This is a genomic window from Rhodopila sp., assembly GCF_965277165.1.
GTDB lineage: Bacteria > Pseudomonadota > Alphaproteobacteria > Acetobacterales > Acetobacteraceae > Rhodopila.
Genome location: NZ_CBDICE010000006.1, coordinates 2991877 through 3009164 on the forward strand (window position 1 = coordinate 2991877; position 17288 = coordinate 3009164).

The following is a 17288-nucleotide window of genomic DNA, read 5'->3' on the forward strand; positions in this document are numbered from 1 at the left end:
CGTGGAACTGACGCTGGTAGGTGGAGTGATCGTTGGGCTGGGGTTCTTGCTCAGCATGGTCTCCAACCTGCGTCTGCTGCAGAGCATCGTTTTCTTCGCGTCGTTTTCGGGGACGGCGGTGGTCAATTTTGGCGACTACGGGATGGCGCCCGATGTCGTGCTGTTGTCGTTTCTAATGGCGGCGGGTGTGCTCTCGGGGCGGCTGCTGTCGCCGGTGCAGGTCAGCCGGGATCACCTTATCGTTGGGTTTCTGATTCTGTTGTTCGCTGCGCTGGTGGTGATTTCCTCGATGTTCAACGGGGCAATACATGGGCTGGTTTCGATCCAGCTTACCCAGACGGTGTATCTATTGTTTGGTATTTGCCTGACGCTGGTTCTGTCGATCGAGTTCAGCACGCTGGAACGGCTGGAGGCTGGCATCGCCGCGCTGCGGGCCAGTGCGACGTTCATCTCGGTCTGGGGGCTATTCCAGGGGTTTTGCTACTACGCGGGCATGACCTATCCGGCGTTTCTGTTCAACAACAGCACCAGCCACTTCGCCGACATGTATGATCAGCGCGCCGCCGAGGGGGTTGTACGGATTGCGTCGGTGGCGACCGAGCCTTCTTTCATGGCGACGTCGCTGATGATTTTCGCGGCGTTCGGGGCCACGGTGATTGCGCTCGATCCGATACGCCGGACGGCACGGTGGATCGTTCCGGTGGTCCTGACCATGGCGACCGTGGCGCTTTCGACGTCGAGCACGGGGTATTTCGGGCTTGGTGTGCTGGGTCTGCTGCTGGCGCGGCGGCGACCGCTGTTCGCGGTGACGATGTTCGGGATCGTGGCGGTGATCGGCGGGATCTGGCTAGCCTCGGTGCCAACGGCGTGGGACGCGCTGTACAACATGACGTTCGGCAAGTTCTCGGGCGGGTCGTATGTCGAACGCTCGACGACGTTCGCGCCGGCGATGGAATTGTTCGCCCGGCAACCCTGGTTCGGATTTGGCTGGGGGGCAGACTTCAGCTACAGCATTCTGACCCAGATGTTGGCCAATGTCGGTGTTATCGGCAGCGCGTCGTTCGTCTTCGCCGTGGCGGCAACGTTCGTTGCATCGGCGAATGCTCGCAAGAGATTCTGGACGCATGGTTCAAACCTTGCCGTGTATGCCGAGGCGGCGGAGAACGCGTTGCTGGTTTATCTTGCGGAAAGTGCAGTATCGGGCTTCAAGTATGTTGTTGCTGACTTCTGGTGTCTTTGGGCTTTCGCGGTGGCGATCCCATCCTGCCTGGTCTGCATCGGTGACGAAGTACGGCCCTTGGTTTCAGGTTTCCAGGCCTGGCGGCCCGGATCGATTGCTCGTGATGCCTAAGCAAGTGTTCCAATCAGGCGGTTTCGGAAGATGCCGGATCTATCGCGCATTCTGACAGCGGTCGTCTCGCTGACTTTCTTCAGCCTCGTGCTGTCGGCGGTTGGCAGTGTCATCGCGTTTCATCAGCGCGGCGGCGGAAGCCTGGCCGACTTCGCTCGCTACCTGTTTCCCAAGGAACTGGTGACCCAGCGGTCGTGCTACCTGGATGTCGGCTTCATCCTGCTGAAGCAATTGATAAGGCCGCTGACGGCGGCGCCGCTGTTGCTGCTCACCTCGGCCAAGTGCGCGGTGATGACGTATGGGCTACTGGTGATGGCGTTTGGGTCGCGGCCACAATCGGCGATGCCGGTGGCGCTGTTCGCGGGTCTGATGATCGCGGCGGTTCTGGTGCAGGACTTTCTGCGGTTCGAATCGCATCGCCTGATGCACCGGTTCAGCGTTCTATGGGATGTTCATAAAGTTCATCACTCGGCCGAGTTCCTGACGCCGCTGACCAATCACCGGGTCCACATCATCGAGGAAGTGATCCAGCAAGCCGTGACCGGCCTGTCGGTCGGTCCGCTGCTGGGGGCGACCGCGTTCCTGACCGCGACCTCGATCTCGACCAACACGCTGCTGGGCTTTGGCGCCTACATGCTGATCGACACGCTGTCGTTCGCGATGCTGCGTCATTCGCATATCGGCCTGTGCTTCGGGCCGCTTGAGCGTTATCTGATGAGCCCGCGGCAGCATCACCTGCACCACAGCATCGAAACCCAGCATTGGGACAAGAATTTCGGCTTTCTGTTTTCCTGCTGGGATCGCAGCGCCGGCACGATCTGCTACAGCGATCCGAAGGCCGTGGTGAATTTTGGCATTCAGCCCGAGGAGGCGGTGGAGTACAGGTCGGTCTTGAAGCTGCACTTCGTGCCGTTCATAAAAATGTATAGACGACTGGTGCCGCACTCGAAGCAGCGGCGGTCCAGTCTGGCGGAACCTTCACTTGACTTGGGCATTGAACCGTTGCCGAAGACTTAAGCGGTCGCGGTGGTGGTGTCTGGTCAAACACCGCCGATCGTGTCAAGTCGATCGGGCTGCCTTGCCCGACTAAATCCGAGTCGCCATTTACTGACTGGGCTGCTTACTGACTGGGCTGCTTACTGACTGGGCTGCTTACTGACTGGGCTGCGAGATCCGCATTAGATCAACCGCATGATGATGGCCGACCACAGCGAGCCGGTTTGCATTGGGCTATCTCGGTCCTCGACAAACCTGTCATGCCTTGGAGCATCAGCATTTTGAGACCGAACCGAAAGCTTCTTGAAAACAGCGGCTATGTCCTGGCTCATGTTGCCCGGCAGTTGCCGCCGTGGTGGCATTTTCGGCTTTACCATCACGTCCACAAGCACCTGCTGGGCGATCCGTATTGGTGCGAGGACGCGCCTCGGCCGGATCGATGGACCCGGGTCAAGCCACACGGCTACGAAATGAAGTTGACGCCTTCGGACTGGATGGAGCGCTACACGATTCACACCGGCGAATTCTGGTCCGGTGAGATCTACGCGGTGATGGAGGACATGCTGGACGCGGGCAGTTGCTTCGTCGACGTCGGGGCAAATGTCGGCTTCGTCACTTTGTGCGCGGCGCGCATCGTCGGCAGCGGCGGGCACGTGTTCTCGTTTGAACCCAATGTCAAGCTGGTGAAACGACTGCACCATATGCTGGACCATAACGGCATCACCAACGTGACGTTGTATCCCTACGCCGCCGGCAGCCAGAGCGGGGAAATCGGCTTCACCAATGGCCTGCACCATGGGTCGAACCATGTCGTGGCGGATGTCGCGGATGCTCCGGCCGTGGTGCCGTTGCGGCGTGTGGACGACGTGCTGGAAGGCCATCTGCCCGACGGCAACGTGCTAATCAAGCTCGACGTCGAGGGCGCGGAGATGATGGCGCTGTCGGGCATGCCCAACCTTATTGGCCGTCCCAATACGACATTCATTGTCGAGATGTGCGACGAATGGCTGCGCCAGAACGGCGGGTCGGCAGAAGGGATTTTCCGGATGATGTCGAACGCCGGCTATCGGGCGTTCCTGCCGCACTTCCCGGCGCTTTCATCGAAGCTGCGGATGCGCCCGGTGGATTCCCTGCCGGCGCGACCAAAAACCTATGACGTTCTTTTCCAGCGCCGCTGAGCGGTTGTTTCGATGCCGGCTGGCGCGGTTTCCGCGATGCGCCTTGAACGATCGGCGCGGCGCGATCATGCTGTCGTGACGATATCGTCGGGGCGATGGAGCAAGTGGGATAGGCGAGGCCTTCCATAGCGTTGCCGACGGCGCTTTATCAGGGCTTGGTATCCAAACGACGGCGGGAGGAAGCGATGGACACGATAGCCGAAGCGACACGCCTACCAGTCGATGTTGACGCCGATCCGCTGGTGCGGGCCGCGTTGGCGCTGCGGCCGTTGTTGCGCGACCATCGTGAGCAGATCGAGCACGAGCAGCGGATGCCCGCCGAGGTGGTCGAGCAACTTCACGCCGCCGGGTTCTATCGCATGGTGATCCCGCAGACGCTGGGTGGCCTGCAGGTCGATCCGCTGACATTCCTGCGCGTTGTCGAAGTTCTGGCCGAAGCGGTGGGCTCGGTCGGCTGGAACATCGCCAACAACAGTATCGGCCAACTGATTACGCTGGGTTTGCCCGACGAGGGCGTGCACGAGATTTACGCGGATGGTGTCGAGACGGTCATTGCCGGGACCGCCGTGCAGGGCGGCGGCCAGGCGGTGCCCGTCGAGGGGGGCTACCGGGTCAGCGGGCGTTGGAGCTTCGGCAGTGGGTGTCAGGAGAGCACGTGGATGCTGGGCAGCTTCCAGATCCTGGACGCCGGTGAACCGCGGCGGCGTCCGGACGGCGCCGCCCTGCACTGGCGCGGGGTGTTTCCACGGCAGCAGGCGCAGGTCGTCGAGGGAAGCTGGAACGTGGCCGGGCTGCGCGGCACCGGCAGCTTCGACTGGACGGTGGACGAGGTGTTCCTGCCGGAGCGGCGGACGATGGTTCACGCCGGGGTGCCGCTGGACAATCAATGGGAGCGTTGGCCGGGGCAGACCTATGCCTTGCCGACCCAGGCCTGGGTCGGACCACACCACAGCGCGGTGATCACCGGCCTCGCGCGCGCCGGGATCGAGGCGCTGATCGAGTTGGCCGCCGATAAGACGCCGCGTGGGCGGACCGGACGATTGTGCGACAGTGCGCAGGTGCAGGACGCGGTCGGGCGGGCCGATGCCATCCTGAACGCCGGGCGGACCTGGCGCAACGCGATGATCGCCGAACTGTGGAATACGATCGGGGCCGGGCGGCAGACCACGCTGGAGCAGCGGGCGCGCTGTCGGCTGGCGTCCACCTATGCCGCCGACAGTGCGCGCGAGGCGATGGACCTGGTGTATCGGCACGGCGGCAGTACGTCGTTCAAGCGCGATAGCCGGCTGGCGGAATGCTGGCGCGACCTGCACGTGGTTGGTCAGACGGTGACGGTCGCGCCGGAATGGTATCCGATCGGTGGCCGGGTTTTGCTGGGAATGGACCCCGGTTCGCGGCTGCGGTAGGGCGCGCGGGGAGCGAGGTTTTTGATTGGCGGCCTCAGCGGCTGGCGGACACCGCCATTGGCGCGCGAATGGCGGTGACGATCTGGCGGGCCAACGCCTGGCCGACGCAGAGGTAGCCGAGATCGTTGTGATGCAGGCCGTCCGACGCGGTGAACACCCCGGGCTTGGCGCCTTCGTCCGACCAGCTATCCATCAGGTGGCTGCGCGAGAACAGGTTTACGCCGGTTTCCTGGGCGACATGCGCCAGCGAGTCCTCGAGGATGATGTGATCGGTGGCCGCCAGCAGTTTGGGCGAGCGCTGATTGTCCATCAGCACGACGTCGATCCCGGCCTTGATCAGACGGGTGACGCCTTCCTTTACCATGGTATGGAACTCGATCGGATCGGCGTAGCGCATGGCGCCGTTGGCACCGACCTGCCAGATGACCAGTTGCGGATGCACCGCGATGGCATCGGTGTCGAGGCGGGCCAGCTCCTCAGGGGCGTCCTGCCCGCCGATGCCGCGATTGATGACGGCGAGATGGGCGGTCGGAAGCGCTTTGGTGAGCGCGAGTTGTAGCACCGCCGGGTAGGTGTGTGCGCTGTCGGACGCCATTGCGCCGGCGGTGGAGGAGGAGCCGAGGGCGACGATCAGCCCCTCGGTTCGGGTCGCGACCGCGGCCTGAAGGTGCGGCAGGCGCAGCGGCTGCATCGCCGGGTCGGCGGGACAGGTGGTTGCGGCCCTGGCGATGGGGGGAAGCAGGCCGAGCGCGCAGCAGAGCATCGTGACCCGCGTCCGGCGGGCCCGAATCAAGGCAATCCAGCAGTTTTTCATTATCGATTGATGGCGGAAAGCCGCCCCGATGTCGAGGACACGAAGCGCGGCGCGATCAGGTCCTTGCGGACTTGTTATCCTCGGCGTTGCGCCGCTTGCGGGCGGCGGCGGCGTATTGGCCGCGGGGACGCACGACCTGGGAGTTCGGGCGAACCACGGTGTCGTAGTAGTCGTCCCAATCCTCGGGCGAGAGTTGCGCGAGTTCGGGCACGATCTCGTAGTTGTTGAGGGTCGAATCCTCGTAGACGTGACGTGGGATCGGCTGCACCTGGAGCAGCGGGAAGTCCGGTTTGAAGTCGATCGGGACATTGGTTTTGGTCAGCCGCAGGTTGGTGATCAGCGGGCCGAACCAGCGGTCGGTTTCGACGATTCCCTCGAACGGTTCCCATCCGCCGCTGCGGGGCAGGTTTGCCGGGGCGCGGACCAGCAGACTCCAGCCGGGGGCGGTGCGCACGACGAGGCCCATCCAGAGCTGGATCAGGCCGGGTTCCTGCAGGGCGCCGAGGAACGGCGGGGAAAACTCCCTGATCTCGTCTGGGGCGATGGTGTCGAAATAGTCGCGAAAGCCGGGGAATTGGACCGCCGAATTGAGCGGGAACCAGTCGCCGGCGCCCTCGAATGTCCACATGATGTCGTGCCCGTCCCACTGCAGCGAGAAGCCGATCGGCGGGAACAGGTAGTAGCCGAAGGCGGCGGCGGAGGTGGCTGCCTCGCAGTAGCGGAAGGCTCGGGTGGGAAGCGAGCCGGCGGCCGAGCGGTCGGCGCGTTGCGGCATGCGGGCCGTGGGGATCATCCGATGAAAGGTGATCAGCTTAGACTTGGCGTTGTCGGCGGCGGCGGTGTCGGCGGCGGCGTTGGGCAGGGTCGGGCTGTTCACAACGGCACATCCTTCGGGTCTGCGAATGGACGAACAGACCGGCCCGGCGGGGTCGGTCTGTTCGAATGTAGGCCAATTTGGCGGATGTCGCCCGTCGCTTGACGCGGCTTGGGATCAGCGCGGAATGGCGAGGGCCGGGGCGAAGCCGCCGAGACGGACCTTCGAGGCGTCGGTCGTGGCGAGGGCCGGGGCGAAGCCGCCGAGACGGACCTTCGAGGCGTCGGTGGTGGCCAGCGTCGGGGCGAAGCCGCCGAGACGGACCTTCGAGGCGTCGGTGGTGGCCAGCGTCGGGGCGAAGCCGCCGAGACGGACCTTCGAGGCGTCGGTGGTGGCCAGCGTCGGGGCGAAGCCGCCGAGACGGACCTTCGAGGCGTCGGTGGTGGCCAGCGTCGGGGCGAAGCCGCCGAGACGGACCTTCGAGGCGTCGGTCGTGGCGAGGGCCGGGGCGAAGCCGCCGAGACGGACCTTCGAGGCGTCGGTGGTGGCCAGCGTCGGGGCGAAGCCGCCGAGACGGACCTTCGAGGCGTCGGTCGTGGCGAGGGCCGGGGCGAAGCCGCCGAGACGGACCTTCGAGGCGTCGGTCGTGGCGAGGGCCGGGGCGAAGCCGCCGAGACGGACCTTCGAGGCGTCGGTCGTGGCGAGGGCCGGGGCGAAGCCGCCGAGACGAACCTTCGCGGCGTCGGTGGTGGCCAGGGTCGGGGCGAAGCCGCCGAGACGGACCTTCGAAGCGTCGGTGGTGGCCAGGGTCGGGGCGAAGCCGCCGAGACGGACCTTCGAAGCGTCGGTGGTGGCCAGGGTCGGGGCAAGCCGCCGAGACGAACCTTCGAAGCGTCGGTGGTGGCGAGGGTCGGGGCGAAGCCGCCGAGGCGGACCTTCGCGGCGTCGGTCGCGGCCAGGGTCGGGGCGAAGCCACCGAGGCGGACCTTCGAAGCGTCGGTGGTGGCCAGGGTCGGGGCGAAGCCGCCGAGGCGGACCTTCGAGGCATCGGTCGTGGCCAGGGTCGGGGCGAAGCCGCCGAGGCGGACCTTCGAGGCATCGGTGGTGGCCAGGGTCGGGGCGAAGCCGCCGAGACGAACCTTCGAGGCATCGGTCGTGGCCAGGGTCGGGGCGAAGCCGCCGACACGGACCTTCGAGGCGTCGGTCGTGGCGAGGGCCGGGGCGAAGCCGCCGAGACGGACTTTTGAGGCGTCGGTGGTGGCGAGGGTCGGGGCGAAACCGCCGAGACGGACCTTCGAGGCGTCGGTGGTGGCCAGGGTCGGGGCGAAGCCGCCGAGACGGACCTTCGAGGCGTCGGTGGTGGCGAGGGTCGGGGCGAAGCCGCCGAGACGGACCTTAGAGGCGTCGGTGGTGGGAAGGGTCGGGGCGAAGCCGCCGAGACGAACCTTCGAGGCATCGGTGGTGGCCAGGGTCGGGGCGAAGCCGCCGAGACGGACTTTTGAGGCATCGGTGGTGGGAAGGGTTGGTGCAAAGCCGCCGATCCGGACCTTGGAGGTATCGGAAATCAGGGTGGAGGAGGAGGTGAAAGCGGACATTGCGGTGATCCTTCTGCGAAAGTCTCTGGAACCGTTGGACCGCTGGGCGAGCCGTTTGCGATCCGTTGATGGAAACTTTTTCGCAGAACGAGAATTTATTATCGTTTTTTTGACGTTATCTTAACGTCAAATCGTCAGTGCATGGCGTAAATAACGAATATAAACTGGTGGGGGTTACGAGCGTCGCGTCGCTGACCGCCCGGATCGAGCGGTTATATTCTTGGATTTGTGCCCCAGGAGTGGTTGAATCCATTAATGAAATGGGTTCGCCGGCGGGCATATCGGTTTATGGCGTGAAAACGAAATCGGCCGCTGAAATAGCGGCCGAGTCGCAGAAATGACGGGATTGAAGAGCGTTAATTCAGGCGGCGGTGCCCCCGATCGTCAGGCCAGAAATTTTTAGTGTCGGCTGGCCGACACCCACCGGGACCCCCTGCCCGCTTTTGCCGCAGGTCCCGATTCCCGGATCGAGTGCCATGTCGTTGCCGATCATCTGCACCTTGGTCAGGGAATCTGGTCCGTTGCCGATCAGCGTGGCGCCTTTGACCGGCGCGGTGACCTTGCCATCCTCGATCATGTAGGCCTCGCTGGCCGAGAAGACGAATTTCCCCGACGTGATATCGACCTGCCCACCGCCGAAATTGACCGCGTAGAGGCCACGCTTGACCGAGGCGACCATCTCGTCCGGCGCGTGCGACCCGCCGAGCATGATGGTGTTGGTCATGCGCGGCATCGGCGAATAGGCATGGGACTGGCGCCGGCCGTTGCCGGTCGCGGGCATGCCCATCAGCCGCGCGTTCAACCGATCCTGCAGGTATCCGACCAGATAGCCGTCCTCGATCAGTACCGTGCGAGACGTTGGCGTGCCCTCGTCGTCCACCGTGAGGCTGCCGCGTCGATCCGGCATGGTGCCGTCATCGACCACGGTCACGCCGGGAGAGGCGATTCGCTTGCCCATCAGGTCGGCGAACGCCGAGGTTTTCTTGCGGTTGAAGTCGCCTTCGAGGCCATGCCCGATGGCCTCGTGCAGCAGGATGCCGGGCCAGCCGGGGCCCAGCACCACGGGCATCTCCCCGGCCGGTGCGGGGCGGCTGTCGAGATTGACCAGCGCCTGGCGCAACGCCTCGTCCACCGCGCCGCGCCAGGTGCTTTCCTGGGTGACGAAGTCGTAGGCGAAGCGCCCTCCGGTGCCGTGGCTGCCGGTTTCCCGCCGGCCGTCCTGCTCCACCACCAAGGAGACGTTGAGCCGCACCAGCGGACGCAGGTCGGCGACCCGGGTGCCATCGGGGCGCATGATCTGCACCGCCTGCCACTCACCGCTGATCGAGGCCATCACCTGCTTGACCCGCGGATCCTTGCCGCGTGCGTAGGCATCGATTTCACCCAGCAATGAGGTGCGGGCCGAGAAGTCCATCAGCCGCAACGGACTGGCATCCGAATAGAGCCGGGAGTTGGTTGCCCGCGGCGGGTCGGCGGAAATCCCGGAATGGCCGGCGGTGACCGCCGAGACGGTCGCCGCGGCTCGACGCAGCGCGGCTTCGGAGATTTCGCCGGAATGGGCATAGCCGGTGGCCTCGCCGGCGACCGCGCGCAGGCCGAATCCCAGACCGGAGTCGAAGTTGGCCGAGCGGATGTTGCCGTCATCGAGGCTGATCGATTCGCTTTCGCGGTATTCGAGGAACAGTTCGCCGTCGTCGCTGCCGCGCAACGCCTGGTCGACGATCTGAGCGGCGGCGGCCTGGTCCAGGGCGGCGTCGGCACGCTGGAAGAACAGCTTGTCGGTGGCGGCGATGGCGGTCATGGGGGCGATCCTTCAAAACCTATGCATGAGAGATGGTATGTCGGGCCGGTTTCAACCACCAGGGCGGGCGGCTCGGTTCCGGTTTGCCATGCGTTCACGCGGCCGGTCGGCGCCAGGCAGGTTGGCGGCTTGCGGGAGTTCGATGTGGCGGCGCGGGGCGTGGCGCAGTCGGTGGACCACGATCAGCAGCACGGTCAGCAGCACGACGGCGCCAAGCTGGTGCAGTGCCGCGACCGGAACCGGCACCGCCAACAGCAGCGTGGTGACACCGAGGAGATACTGGGCGATCACCGCGGCCGCCAGGCAGGCGCAGAGCTTTCGCGGCAGCCTGGCGCGCCAGCAGGCAACTGCCGTGGTGGTGACCAGGATCAGGGTCAGGGTGGCCAGCAGGCGGTGATCGAACTGTACCGCAGCGATGTTCTGGGTCAGGTTGCGCAGCAGCGGATGCAGTGCCGCGTATCCTTGCGGCACCAGGTGTCCATCCATCAGCGGGAAGGTGTTGTAGGTCAGCCCGGCGTGCAAGCCGGCGGTAAATCCGCCCGCCACGATGGTCAGGGTCAGCAGCCCCAGGGAGGTGGACGCGAGCAGCTTCAGCCAAGGCGGCGCCGCCGTGCGATCGCTCCATGGATGCAGTGCGGAAAGTCCGGTCCAGAGAATTGTCGCGTAAAGGATAAGGGCGAGTGCCAGATGGACCACCAGGCGGCCGGGCGAGACCGCGGTCGAGTCGGGCAGGAAGCCGGATGCTACCATGAACCATCCGACCGCCCCTTGCAGTCCGCCGAGCACGAACAGCAGGCAAAATCGGGGGATCAGGCGACGCTCGATCCGCGCGGTGATCCAGAGCCAGAGCATTGGCAGCAGGAACACGACGCCGATCAGCCGGCCCCACAGGCGATGGGTCCACTCGAGCCAGAAGATCTGTTTGAAACCGGCGAGGCCGAAGCCCTGGTTGACCAGGGCATATTGCGGGATTTTCTGGTATAGTGCGAACAGGCGGTGCCACTCCGCGTTGCTGGTCGGCGGCAGCGCCCCCATCAGCGGGGCCCATTCCATGATCGAGAGGCCGGAACCGGTCAGTCGGGTGACGCCTCCGAGCACGATCATGATCATGATCATTCCGGCGACGGTGAACAACCAGATGGCGACCAGACGGCGGCTGTTTCGCGTGGCGGCTCGATCGTTACGCGAGGCGTGAGGGTAATCGTGCACGTCGAAGGGCATCCACCTTCTATAGGGTGGACCGGGCGGTTACAAAAGCGCTTGGGGTGGTTTTGTCATGCCTGGTCCAGACCGGCTTGGTCAAGCGGCGACTTTATCGGTGGCGAAGGCCGAATGGTCGGCCTGGGCGGGTGGCCGGGGCGACCATCCCGGCGCGGCGCCTGATCGTGGTCGCTAATGCAGGCGCAGCAGAGCGTTGGCGTGCGCCACGCTGGGCGGCTTGACCAGGCTGGCGGATGCCACCCGGACGGAATGCAGGCTGCCCTCGATCTCGCGTTGCCAGAAATCGAGGAATTTGTGCAGCACCGGATAGCGCGGCGCGATGTCGAGGTCCTGCCAGATGAAGGTCTGCAGCAGGTTCGGGTGGTCCGGCAAATGGTAGAGGATTTCCGCCGTGGTCAGGCGATAGTCTTGCAACTGCCGAACAAGGGTCATGTTTTTCAGCTTTCCTACCAAGCGCGCTGTCGCCGGCGATGGTCGGAACCTGACGCAGCCGGGCGGATCATCCGATGATGTCTCAACGGCGGCGGAATATGCAACTGGAAACACAGCAAATTCAACAGCTTAGCACTCTATACGTGAGAGTGCTGCTAGAGCTTGACTCGCGGGCCGGCTGGGGCTAGATCGCTGGCACTCCCAACCTGGGAGTGCTAACAATCAGCGCGGCGCCAAATCGGAGGCCGCGGTTCGGTTGTGGCGATCCGTTCAATCACTGATCGAGAACGAACTCAGGAGCGTCATAAAATGAGTTTCCGTCCCCTGCATGACCGGGTCGTGGTCCGGCGTCTGACCGCCGAGGAAAAGACCGCCGGTGGCATCATCATCCCCGACACCGCAAAGGAAAAGCCGATGGAAGGCGAGATCATCGCGGTCGGCCCCGGCGCGCGCAACGAAGCCGGCCAACTGGTGGCTCTCGACGTCAAGGCCGGCGACAAGATCCTGTTCGGCAAGTGGTCCGGCACCGAGGTGAAGCTGGATGGTGAGGAACTTCTGATCATGAAGGAGTCCGACATCATGGGCATCATCACCGAGACCGCCGGCAAGCGTAAGGCCGCCTGATCCGGCGTCTGCGCACATCGAAGACAGATAGAATAAGGGAATATCAACAATGGCTGCAAAGGACGTTCGCTTCGGCAGCGAGGCCCGTCAGCGCATGCTGCGTGGCGTCGATATCCTGGCCGACGCGGTCAAGGTGACGCTGGGCCCGAAGGGTCGCAACGTGGTGCTGGACAAGAGCTTTGGCGCTCCACGGATCACCAAGGACGGCGTGACCGTCGCCAAGGAGATCGAACTTGCCGACAAGTTCGAGAACATGGGCGCGCAGATGGTGCGCGAGGTGGCGTCGAAGACCAACGACATCGCCGGTGACGGCACCACCACCGCGACGGTGCTGGCGCAGTCGATCGTGCGCGAGGGGTCGAAGGCGGTGGCCGCCGGGATGAACCCGATGGACCTGAAGCGCGGCATCGACAAGGCGGTCGCCGCGGTGGTCGAGGAGCTGAAGAAGCGCACCCGCAAGATCACCACGCCGGCGGAGACCGCGCAGGTCGGCACGATATCGGCCAACGGCGAGGCCGATATCGGCAAGATGATCTCGGAAGCGATGCAGAAGGTCGGCAACGAGGGCGTCATCACCGTCGAGGAGGCCAAGGGCATCCAGACCGAGTTGGATGTGGTCGAGGGGATGCAGTTCGACCGCGGTTATGTGTCTCCGTACTTTATTACCAATGCGGAGAAGATGATCGCCGACATGGATCAGCCGTATATCCTGATCCATGAAAAGAAGCTGTCGGGCTTGCAGCCGATGCTGCCGCTGCTGGAGAGCATCGTGCAGTCTGGCCGTCCGATGGTGATCATCGCTGAGGACGTCGAGGGCGAGGCGCTGGCGACGCTGGTGGTGAACAAGCTGCGCGGCGGGTTGAAGGTCGCGGCGGTGAAGGCGCCGGGCTTCGGTGATCGCCGCAAGGCGATGCTGGAGGACATCGCGATCCTGACCGGCGGCACGGTGATCAGCGAAGATCTTGGCATCAAGCTGGAAAACGTGAAGCTGGCCGATCTTGGCAAGGCCAAGAAGATCCTGATCGAGAAGGAAAACACCACGATTGTCGAGGGTGGCGGCAAGAAGAACGACATCCAGGGCCGTTGCGCGCAGATCCGAGCGCAGATCGAGGAGACCACCTCGGACTACGACCGTGAGAAGCTGCAGGAGCGGCTGGCGAAGCTGGCCGGCGGCGTGGCGGTGATCCGCGTCGGCGGCAGCACCGAGGTCGAGGTGAAGGAGCGCAAGGACCGGGTTGACGACAGCCTGCATGCGACGCGGGCGGCGGTTGAGGAAGGCATCGTTCCGGGTGGCGGGGTTGCGCTGGCTCGGGCGTCGCTGGTGCTGGGCAAGATCAAGGCCGACAATGACGACCAGCGCTTCGGGATCGAGATCGTGCGCAAGGCGATCCAGACTCCGCTGCGCCAGATTGCCGAAAACGCCGGCGAGGACGGCGCGGTGATCGCCGGCAAGACGCTGGAGAAGGATGAGTACAATTTCGGCTTCGACGCGCAGACCGGCGAGTTCAAGGATCTGGTGAAGGCCGGCATCATCGACCCGACCAAGGTGGTGCGCACCGCGTTGCAGGATGCCGCGTCAGTGGCTGGCCTGCTGGTGACGACCGAGGCGATGGTGGCTGAGAAGCCGGAGAAGAAGGGTCCGGCGATGCCGCCGGGCGGTGGTGGCGGAATGGGTGGCATGGGCGGTATGGGCGATATGGATTTCTGATCCGGATCGTTTCTGCTGTGCATAGCGAAGGGGGCGGGCCGTCGGGTCCACCCCCTTTTTTGTGTGGGGGGTTGGTTTTGGATGGGCTTTTGGAAAGGTCCGAAAATCCAGGAATTTCGGGTTTTCGAAAGAGATGACAGTATAGGGTCATGCATGGTACACCGCCTTTCTTGTGGCCTCGGCCAGTTATTTGATGGGTTGACGGGACCGCGCTGTTATCTCCAGCCTAACGCAACAATACGCGACATCTCGGTGAACCGACGTGAGCGACCAGTCTCGGCCCTACGCAATCCATAGTGACAGTGAGTGCGACCGCCTGGAGCGTCAGGCGGCACTAGCGGACCTCAAAGGACACCTTACGTTTTTCGCAGGCCTAGCACCGCCCAGCAGCATCCTTGATGCCGGCTGCGGATCTGGTTCAATGGCGCGTTTGCTTGCCGCGAAGCATCCCGGTGCCCGGGTGGTTGGCATCGACCTGAGCCGAGACTACTTGGCTTATGCTCGAACGCGTGCCCAATCGGAACAGCTAGGCAATTTGAGCTTTGAGCAGGGCGACGTCTTTCAGTTGCCGTTCCCAGATGCGTCCTTCGATCTAGTCTGGTCCAAATATGTTTTACAATGGACGAAAGATCCGGCGCTTGCGGTTGCCGAATTTCGGCGAGTTACGAAACCTGGTGGTTCGGTGGTATGCTGTAACTTCGACGGTTTCGCCGTGACGCATTGGCCGGAAGACCCGGGGCTCCAGAGTGATTTGGAACGGGTGATCTCGGGCTTGGCCGACCCCTTTGCTGGGCGCAAAATGGTGGCCTTTTTCTTGCAGGCTGGCCTAAAGGATATCGCCGTTCACTTCGAACCTGACCGAGTGTTCACGGTGGTGGGCCAGATTGACCAGGAACGTCGGTCGAACTGGGTAGAGCAATTCACAGCGGCACGTCCTCATATCGTGCGGATCATGGGCGGCGAGCATGAGGCGGATGCGTTTGTCGCAGCATTCCTGCATTTCAGCGACCGGCCTGACACCAGCAGTTACACAACACTCTATTTCGTTAGAGGAACGGTGACTACCTCAACATAGGAGAGGCTTTAGATAACTTTTACGAAGGGCTTTCTCCAAGTCGTCGATATCGTTAGTCACGACGTCCCAGACGCGACGGGTATTGGTTCGCGAGTGCTCGAGGACGATTTTGTTGCGGATGCCCGCCATTGCGCGCCAAGGAACATCTGAATTCTCAGCCTTGAAAGCCGGACTGATGCTCCTTGCGGCCTCTCCCATGATTGCGATGGAATATCGGACCGATCGAACGATCGCTGGCTTTGCGGAGAACGTCATAAAGCCCAGGTGACCGGCTGTGTCAGCCTGAATATCCGCTATAGCCGAAAGGGTGTCCTGAACCCACTCGTCTGAGATTGACCCGTCTTGGTGGACGGTCTGCGGGCTTGAGTAATTACCTTTCCGTGGTGTTGCGTATGGACTTCAAAATCCCCTTCCAAAGCCGGCCTCAAAGGCAATCAGGCCGCCACGGATGGACATCAACTCGGCGTTTCAGCCAGACCGAGAGGAGCGTCACACCAACGTGACATGACGACTAAGTTAAGTTTTGATTAGCTACTTGACATGAGGACTGCGCAAAAGGTCCAGACTGCGTTATGGGGAGAAACGCACCATGATTTCGCTGTTCAGCAGCGCGTCCGCGATTGCGGCCGCCGTTGCCCTTACTGCCCCGTCGGCTCATGCACAAAGTAGTTGCAGCGAGCTGACAAATCTTTCGATCCCCAACACCAGCATCACTGCCGCAACGCAGGTCACTGCCGGTGCCACCATTACCACCGTTACATCCGCAACAACGACCGTCACCGCACCCGTCGACTTCTGCCGCGTGCATATAACGCTCACGCCAGTCGACGGCTCGACGATCCAAATGGAGGTCTGGCTACCACCTCTTGATGCCTGGGACGGCAGGTTCCAGGGCACCGGCAACGGCGGCTTCCAAGGCACGATCTCCATATCGGAGCTTGCCGCTGCCGTGGCGCGCGGGGACGCCGCCGCCAACTCTGATCAGGGACACATAGGCGCCACCGCCGATGCCAGCTTTATCGTCGGCCGGCCGCAGAGCTTTGTGGATTTTGGTTACCGCGCGACCCACCTCATGACCGTAACCGGCAAACAGGTCGTCCAGGCGTATTACGGGAAGCCGCAGGACTATGCGTATTTCGCCGGATGCTCGTCGGGAGGGCGGCAGGCGCTGAAGGAAGCGCAGATGTTCCCGTACGACTACAACGGCATTCTCGCCGGCGATCCAGCCAATGACTGGGTTAGTCTGAACGCTGATCAGATTTACGTGGTGCAGGCCAACGAAGCCAATCCCGCCAGCACGATTCCGCCAGCGGACTATGCGGTGATCAACCAGGCCGTGCTCGCCCAATGCGGTGCCACGGACGGGGTGCAGGATCCAGGATTCGTCGCCAACCCGCGGCTCTGCCATTTCGATCCATCCGTCCTGCAATGCGCCGCCGGCCAAAGCACGGGTTGCCTCACAGCCCAGCAGATCCAGACGGTGCTTGCCATCTACAAGGGGCCGACTGACGGGCGCACGGGCGAGTCGCTGTTTCCCGGCTTCGAGCCGGGCAGCGAGACGCTGTGGGGCTCAATAACGCCGACCGGCACGCCCGGCGGGTTTGCGATCGCCCAAAGCTACTTCCAATACTTCGTCCTCGGCGATCCGAACTGGGATTACCTCACCTTGAACTACACGACCGACCTTACTTTGGCCGAACAGCAGGACCACGGGGTAGTCGGGGCGGTGAAATCGAACCTCTCACGCTTCGCGGGGAACGGGGGCAAGTTGATCCAGTATCACGGCTGGGCGGACACCACGATCGCTTCAGGCTCGAGCACAAACTACTATACCCGCGTCGCCATGGGCCGGGCGGGAAACACCCTGGAGCAAAGGACGGATGCGATCGCGACCCCGGTCTCCCAAGCCGGGTTCGAACGCCTCTATAAGTACTACCGCCTGTTTATGGTGCCCGGCATGGGTCATTGCACCGGCGGACCAGGGCCGTATGTCTTTGGACAGCCTGCCCAACTGCCCGTCCCCGTTGAGGATGCGCAACACGACATCCTGACCGCACTCGAGCAGTGGGTGGAGAAGGACGTCGCGCCGCAGGAGATCGTCGCGACAAAATACGTCAACGACACCCCCGCGCAGGGTGTCGCCTTTTCGCGTACGCTCTGCCCCTACCCGATGACGGGGCACTATTCCGGTACGGGCGATCAGACCAACGCGGCAAGCTTCACTTGCGTGGAGGGACCGCAGCAGTCGCCGGAACTTGGCCAGTAAGTAACCG

The 17288-nt window shown here is 63.4% G+C and carries 15 protein-coding genes; 9 read left to right on the forward strand and 6 right to left on the reverse strand.

What is annotated here, in order from left to right; genetic code table 11:
* Nucleotide 1: 1 nt before the first annotated feature.
* The 4 genes from ACQY4Y_RS25870 (at nucleotide 2) to ACQY4Y_RS25885 (ending at nucleotide 4931) form a co-directional block, all read left to right on the forward strand.
* Nucleotides 2–1351: a hypothetical protein gene (locus tag ACQY4Y_RS25870; protein WP_428493430.1), complete on the forward strand. Its 1350-nt coding sequence runs from the start codon at nucleotides 2–4 to the stop codon at nucleotides 1349–1351.
* A gap of 30 nt (nucleotides 1352–1381) precedes the next feature.
* Nucleotides 1382–2368 carry a sterol desaturase family protein gene (locus tag ACQY4Y_RS25875; protein WP_428493431.1) on the forward strand — a complete coding sequence of 329 codons (987 nt, stop codon included), beginning with the start codon at nucleotides 1382–1384 and terminating at the stop codon, nucleotides 2366–2368.
* A gap of 260 nt (nucleotides 2369–2628) precedes the next feature.
* Nucleotides 2629–3525 (forward strand): FkbM family methyltransferase, encoded by an 897-nt coding sequence (locus tag ACQY4Y_RS25880; protein WP_428493432.1) that lies wholly within the window; start codon nucleotides 2629–2631, stop codon nucleotides 3523–3525.
* A 185-nt stretch (nucleotides 3526–3710) separates the two neighbouring features.
* A complete protein-coding gene (locus ACQY4Y_RS25885; RefSeq protein WP_428493433.1) occupies nucleotides 3711–4931 on the forward strand; it encodes an acyl-CoA dehydrogenase family protein in 1221 nt (406 codons plus the stop codon).
* A 34-nt stretch (nucleotides 4932–4965) separates the two neighbouring features.
* On the opposite strand, the gene ACQY4Y_RS25890 is transcribed toward ACQY4Y_RS25885, so the two are convergent.
* Nucleotides 4966–5694 (reverse strand): SGNH/GDSL hydrolase family protein, encoded by a 729-nt coding sequence (locus ACQY4Y_RS25890; protein WP_428493434.1) that lies wholly within the window; start codon nucleotides 5692–5694, stop codon nucleotides 4966–4968.
* A gap of 106 nt (nucleotides 5695–5800) precedes the next feature.
* Nucleotides 5801–6622, reverse strand: a complete 822-nt coding sequence (locus tag ACQY4Y_RS25895; protein ID WP_428493435.1) for a DUF6065 family protein — start codon at nucleotides 6620–6622, stop codon at nucleotides 5801–5803.
* Nucleotides 6623–6730: 108 nt separating this feature from the next.
* Between ACQY4Y_RS25895 and ACQY4Y_RS25900 the strand changes: the two genes are divergently transcribed.
* Nucleotides 6731–8278 (forward strand): hypothetical protein, encoded by a 1548-nt coding sequence (locus ACQY4Y_RS25900; RefSeq protein ID WP_428493436.1) that lies wholly within the window; start codon nucleotides 6731–6733, stop codon nucleotides 8276–8278.
* A 237-nt stretch (nucleotides 8279–8515) separates the two neighbouring features.
* Here the strand turns inward: ACQY4Y_RS25900 and tldD are convergent, their stop codons facing one another.
* From tldD to ACQY4Y_RS25915, 3 genes are all read right to left on the reverse strand, one after another.
* On the reverse strand, nucleotides 8516–9955 hold the full coding sequence (tldD, locus tag ACQY4Y_RS25905) for a metalloprotease TldD (RefSeq protein WP_428493437.1): 1440 nt from the start codon (nucleotides 9953–9955) through the stop codon (nucleotides 8516–8518).
* Between the two features lie 51 nt (nucleotides 9956–10006).
* Complete coding sequence (locus ACQY4Y_RS25910) at nucleotides 10007–11071, reverse strand: COX15/CtaA family protein (protein WP_428493717.1); 1065 nt, start codon at nucleotides 11069–11071, stop codon at nucleotides 10007–10009.
* Nucleotides 11072–11347: 276 nt separating this feature from the next.
* Entirely contained in the window at nucleotides 11348–11608 is a 261-nt protein-coding gene (locus tag ACQY4Y_RS25915) for an usg protein (RefSeq protein ID WP_428493438.1), read from the reverse strand.
* Between the two features lie 309 nt (nucleotides 11609–11917).
* Here ACQY4Y_RS25915 and groES point away from each other — a divergent pair, with 309 nt between their 5' ends.
* From groES to ACQY4Y_RS25930, 3 genes are all read left to right on the forward strand, one after another.
* Nucleotides 11918–12232, forward strand: coding sequence for a co-chaperone GroES (gene groES / locus ACQY4Y_RS25920; protein WP_428493439.1), 315 nt, complete (start codon nucleotides 11918–11920; stop codon nucleotides 12230–12232).
* A gap of 49 nt (nucleotides 12233–12281) precedes the next feature.
* Entirely contained in the window at nucleotides 12282–13940 is a 1659-nt protein-coding gene (gene groL, locus ACQY4Y_RS25925) for a chaperonin GroEL (RefSeq protein WP_428493440.1), read from the forward strand.
* Between the two features lie 262 nt (nucleotides 13941–14202).
* On the forward strand, nucleotides 14203–15015 hold the full coding sequence (locus ACQY4Y_RS25930) for a methyltransferase domain-containing protein (protein WP_428493441.1): 813 nt from the start codon (nucleotides 14203–14205) through the stop codon (nucleotides 15013–15015).
* Here ACQY4Y_RS25930 and ACQY4Y_RS25935 read toward each other — a convergent pair.
* Entirely contained in the window at nucleotides 15007–15348 is a 342-nt protein-coding gene (locus tag ACQY4Y_RS25935; RefSeq protein ID WP_428493718.1) for a HepT-like ribonuclease domain-containing protein, read from the reverse strand. The genes ACQY4Y_RS25930 and ACQY4Y_RS25935 overlap by 9 nt on opposite strands.
* Nucleotides 15349–15604: 256 nt before the next feature.
* Between ACQY4Y_RS25935 and ACQY4Y_RS25940 the strand changes: the two genes are divergently transcribed.
* Complete coding sequence (locus ACQY4Y_RS25940; protein ID WP_428493442.1) at nucleotides 15605–17281, forward strand: tannase/feruloyl esterase family alpha/beta hydrolase; 1677 nt, start codon at nucleotides 15605–15607, stop codon at nucleotides 17279–17281.
* The last annotated feature ends 7 nt before the right edge of the window (nucleotides 17282–17288 follow it).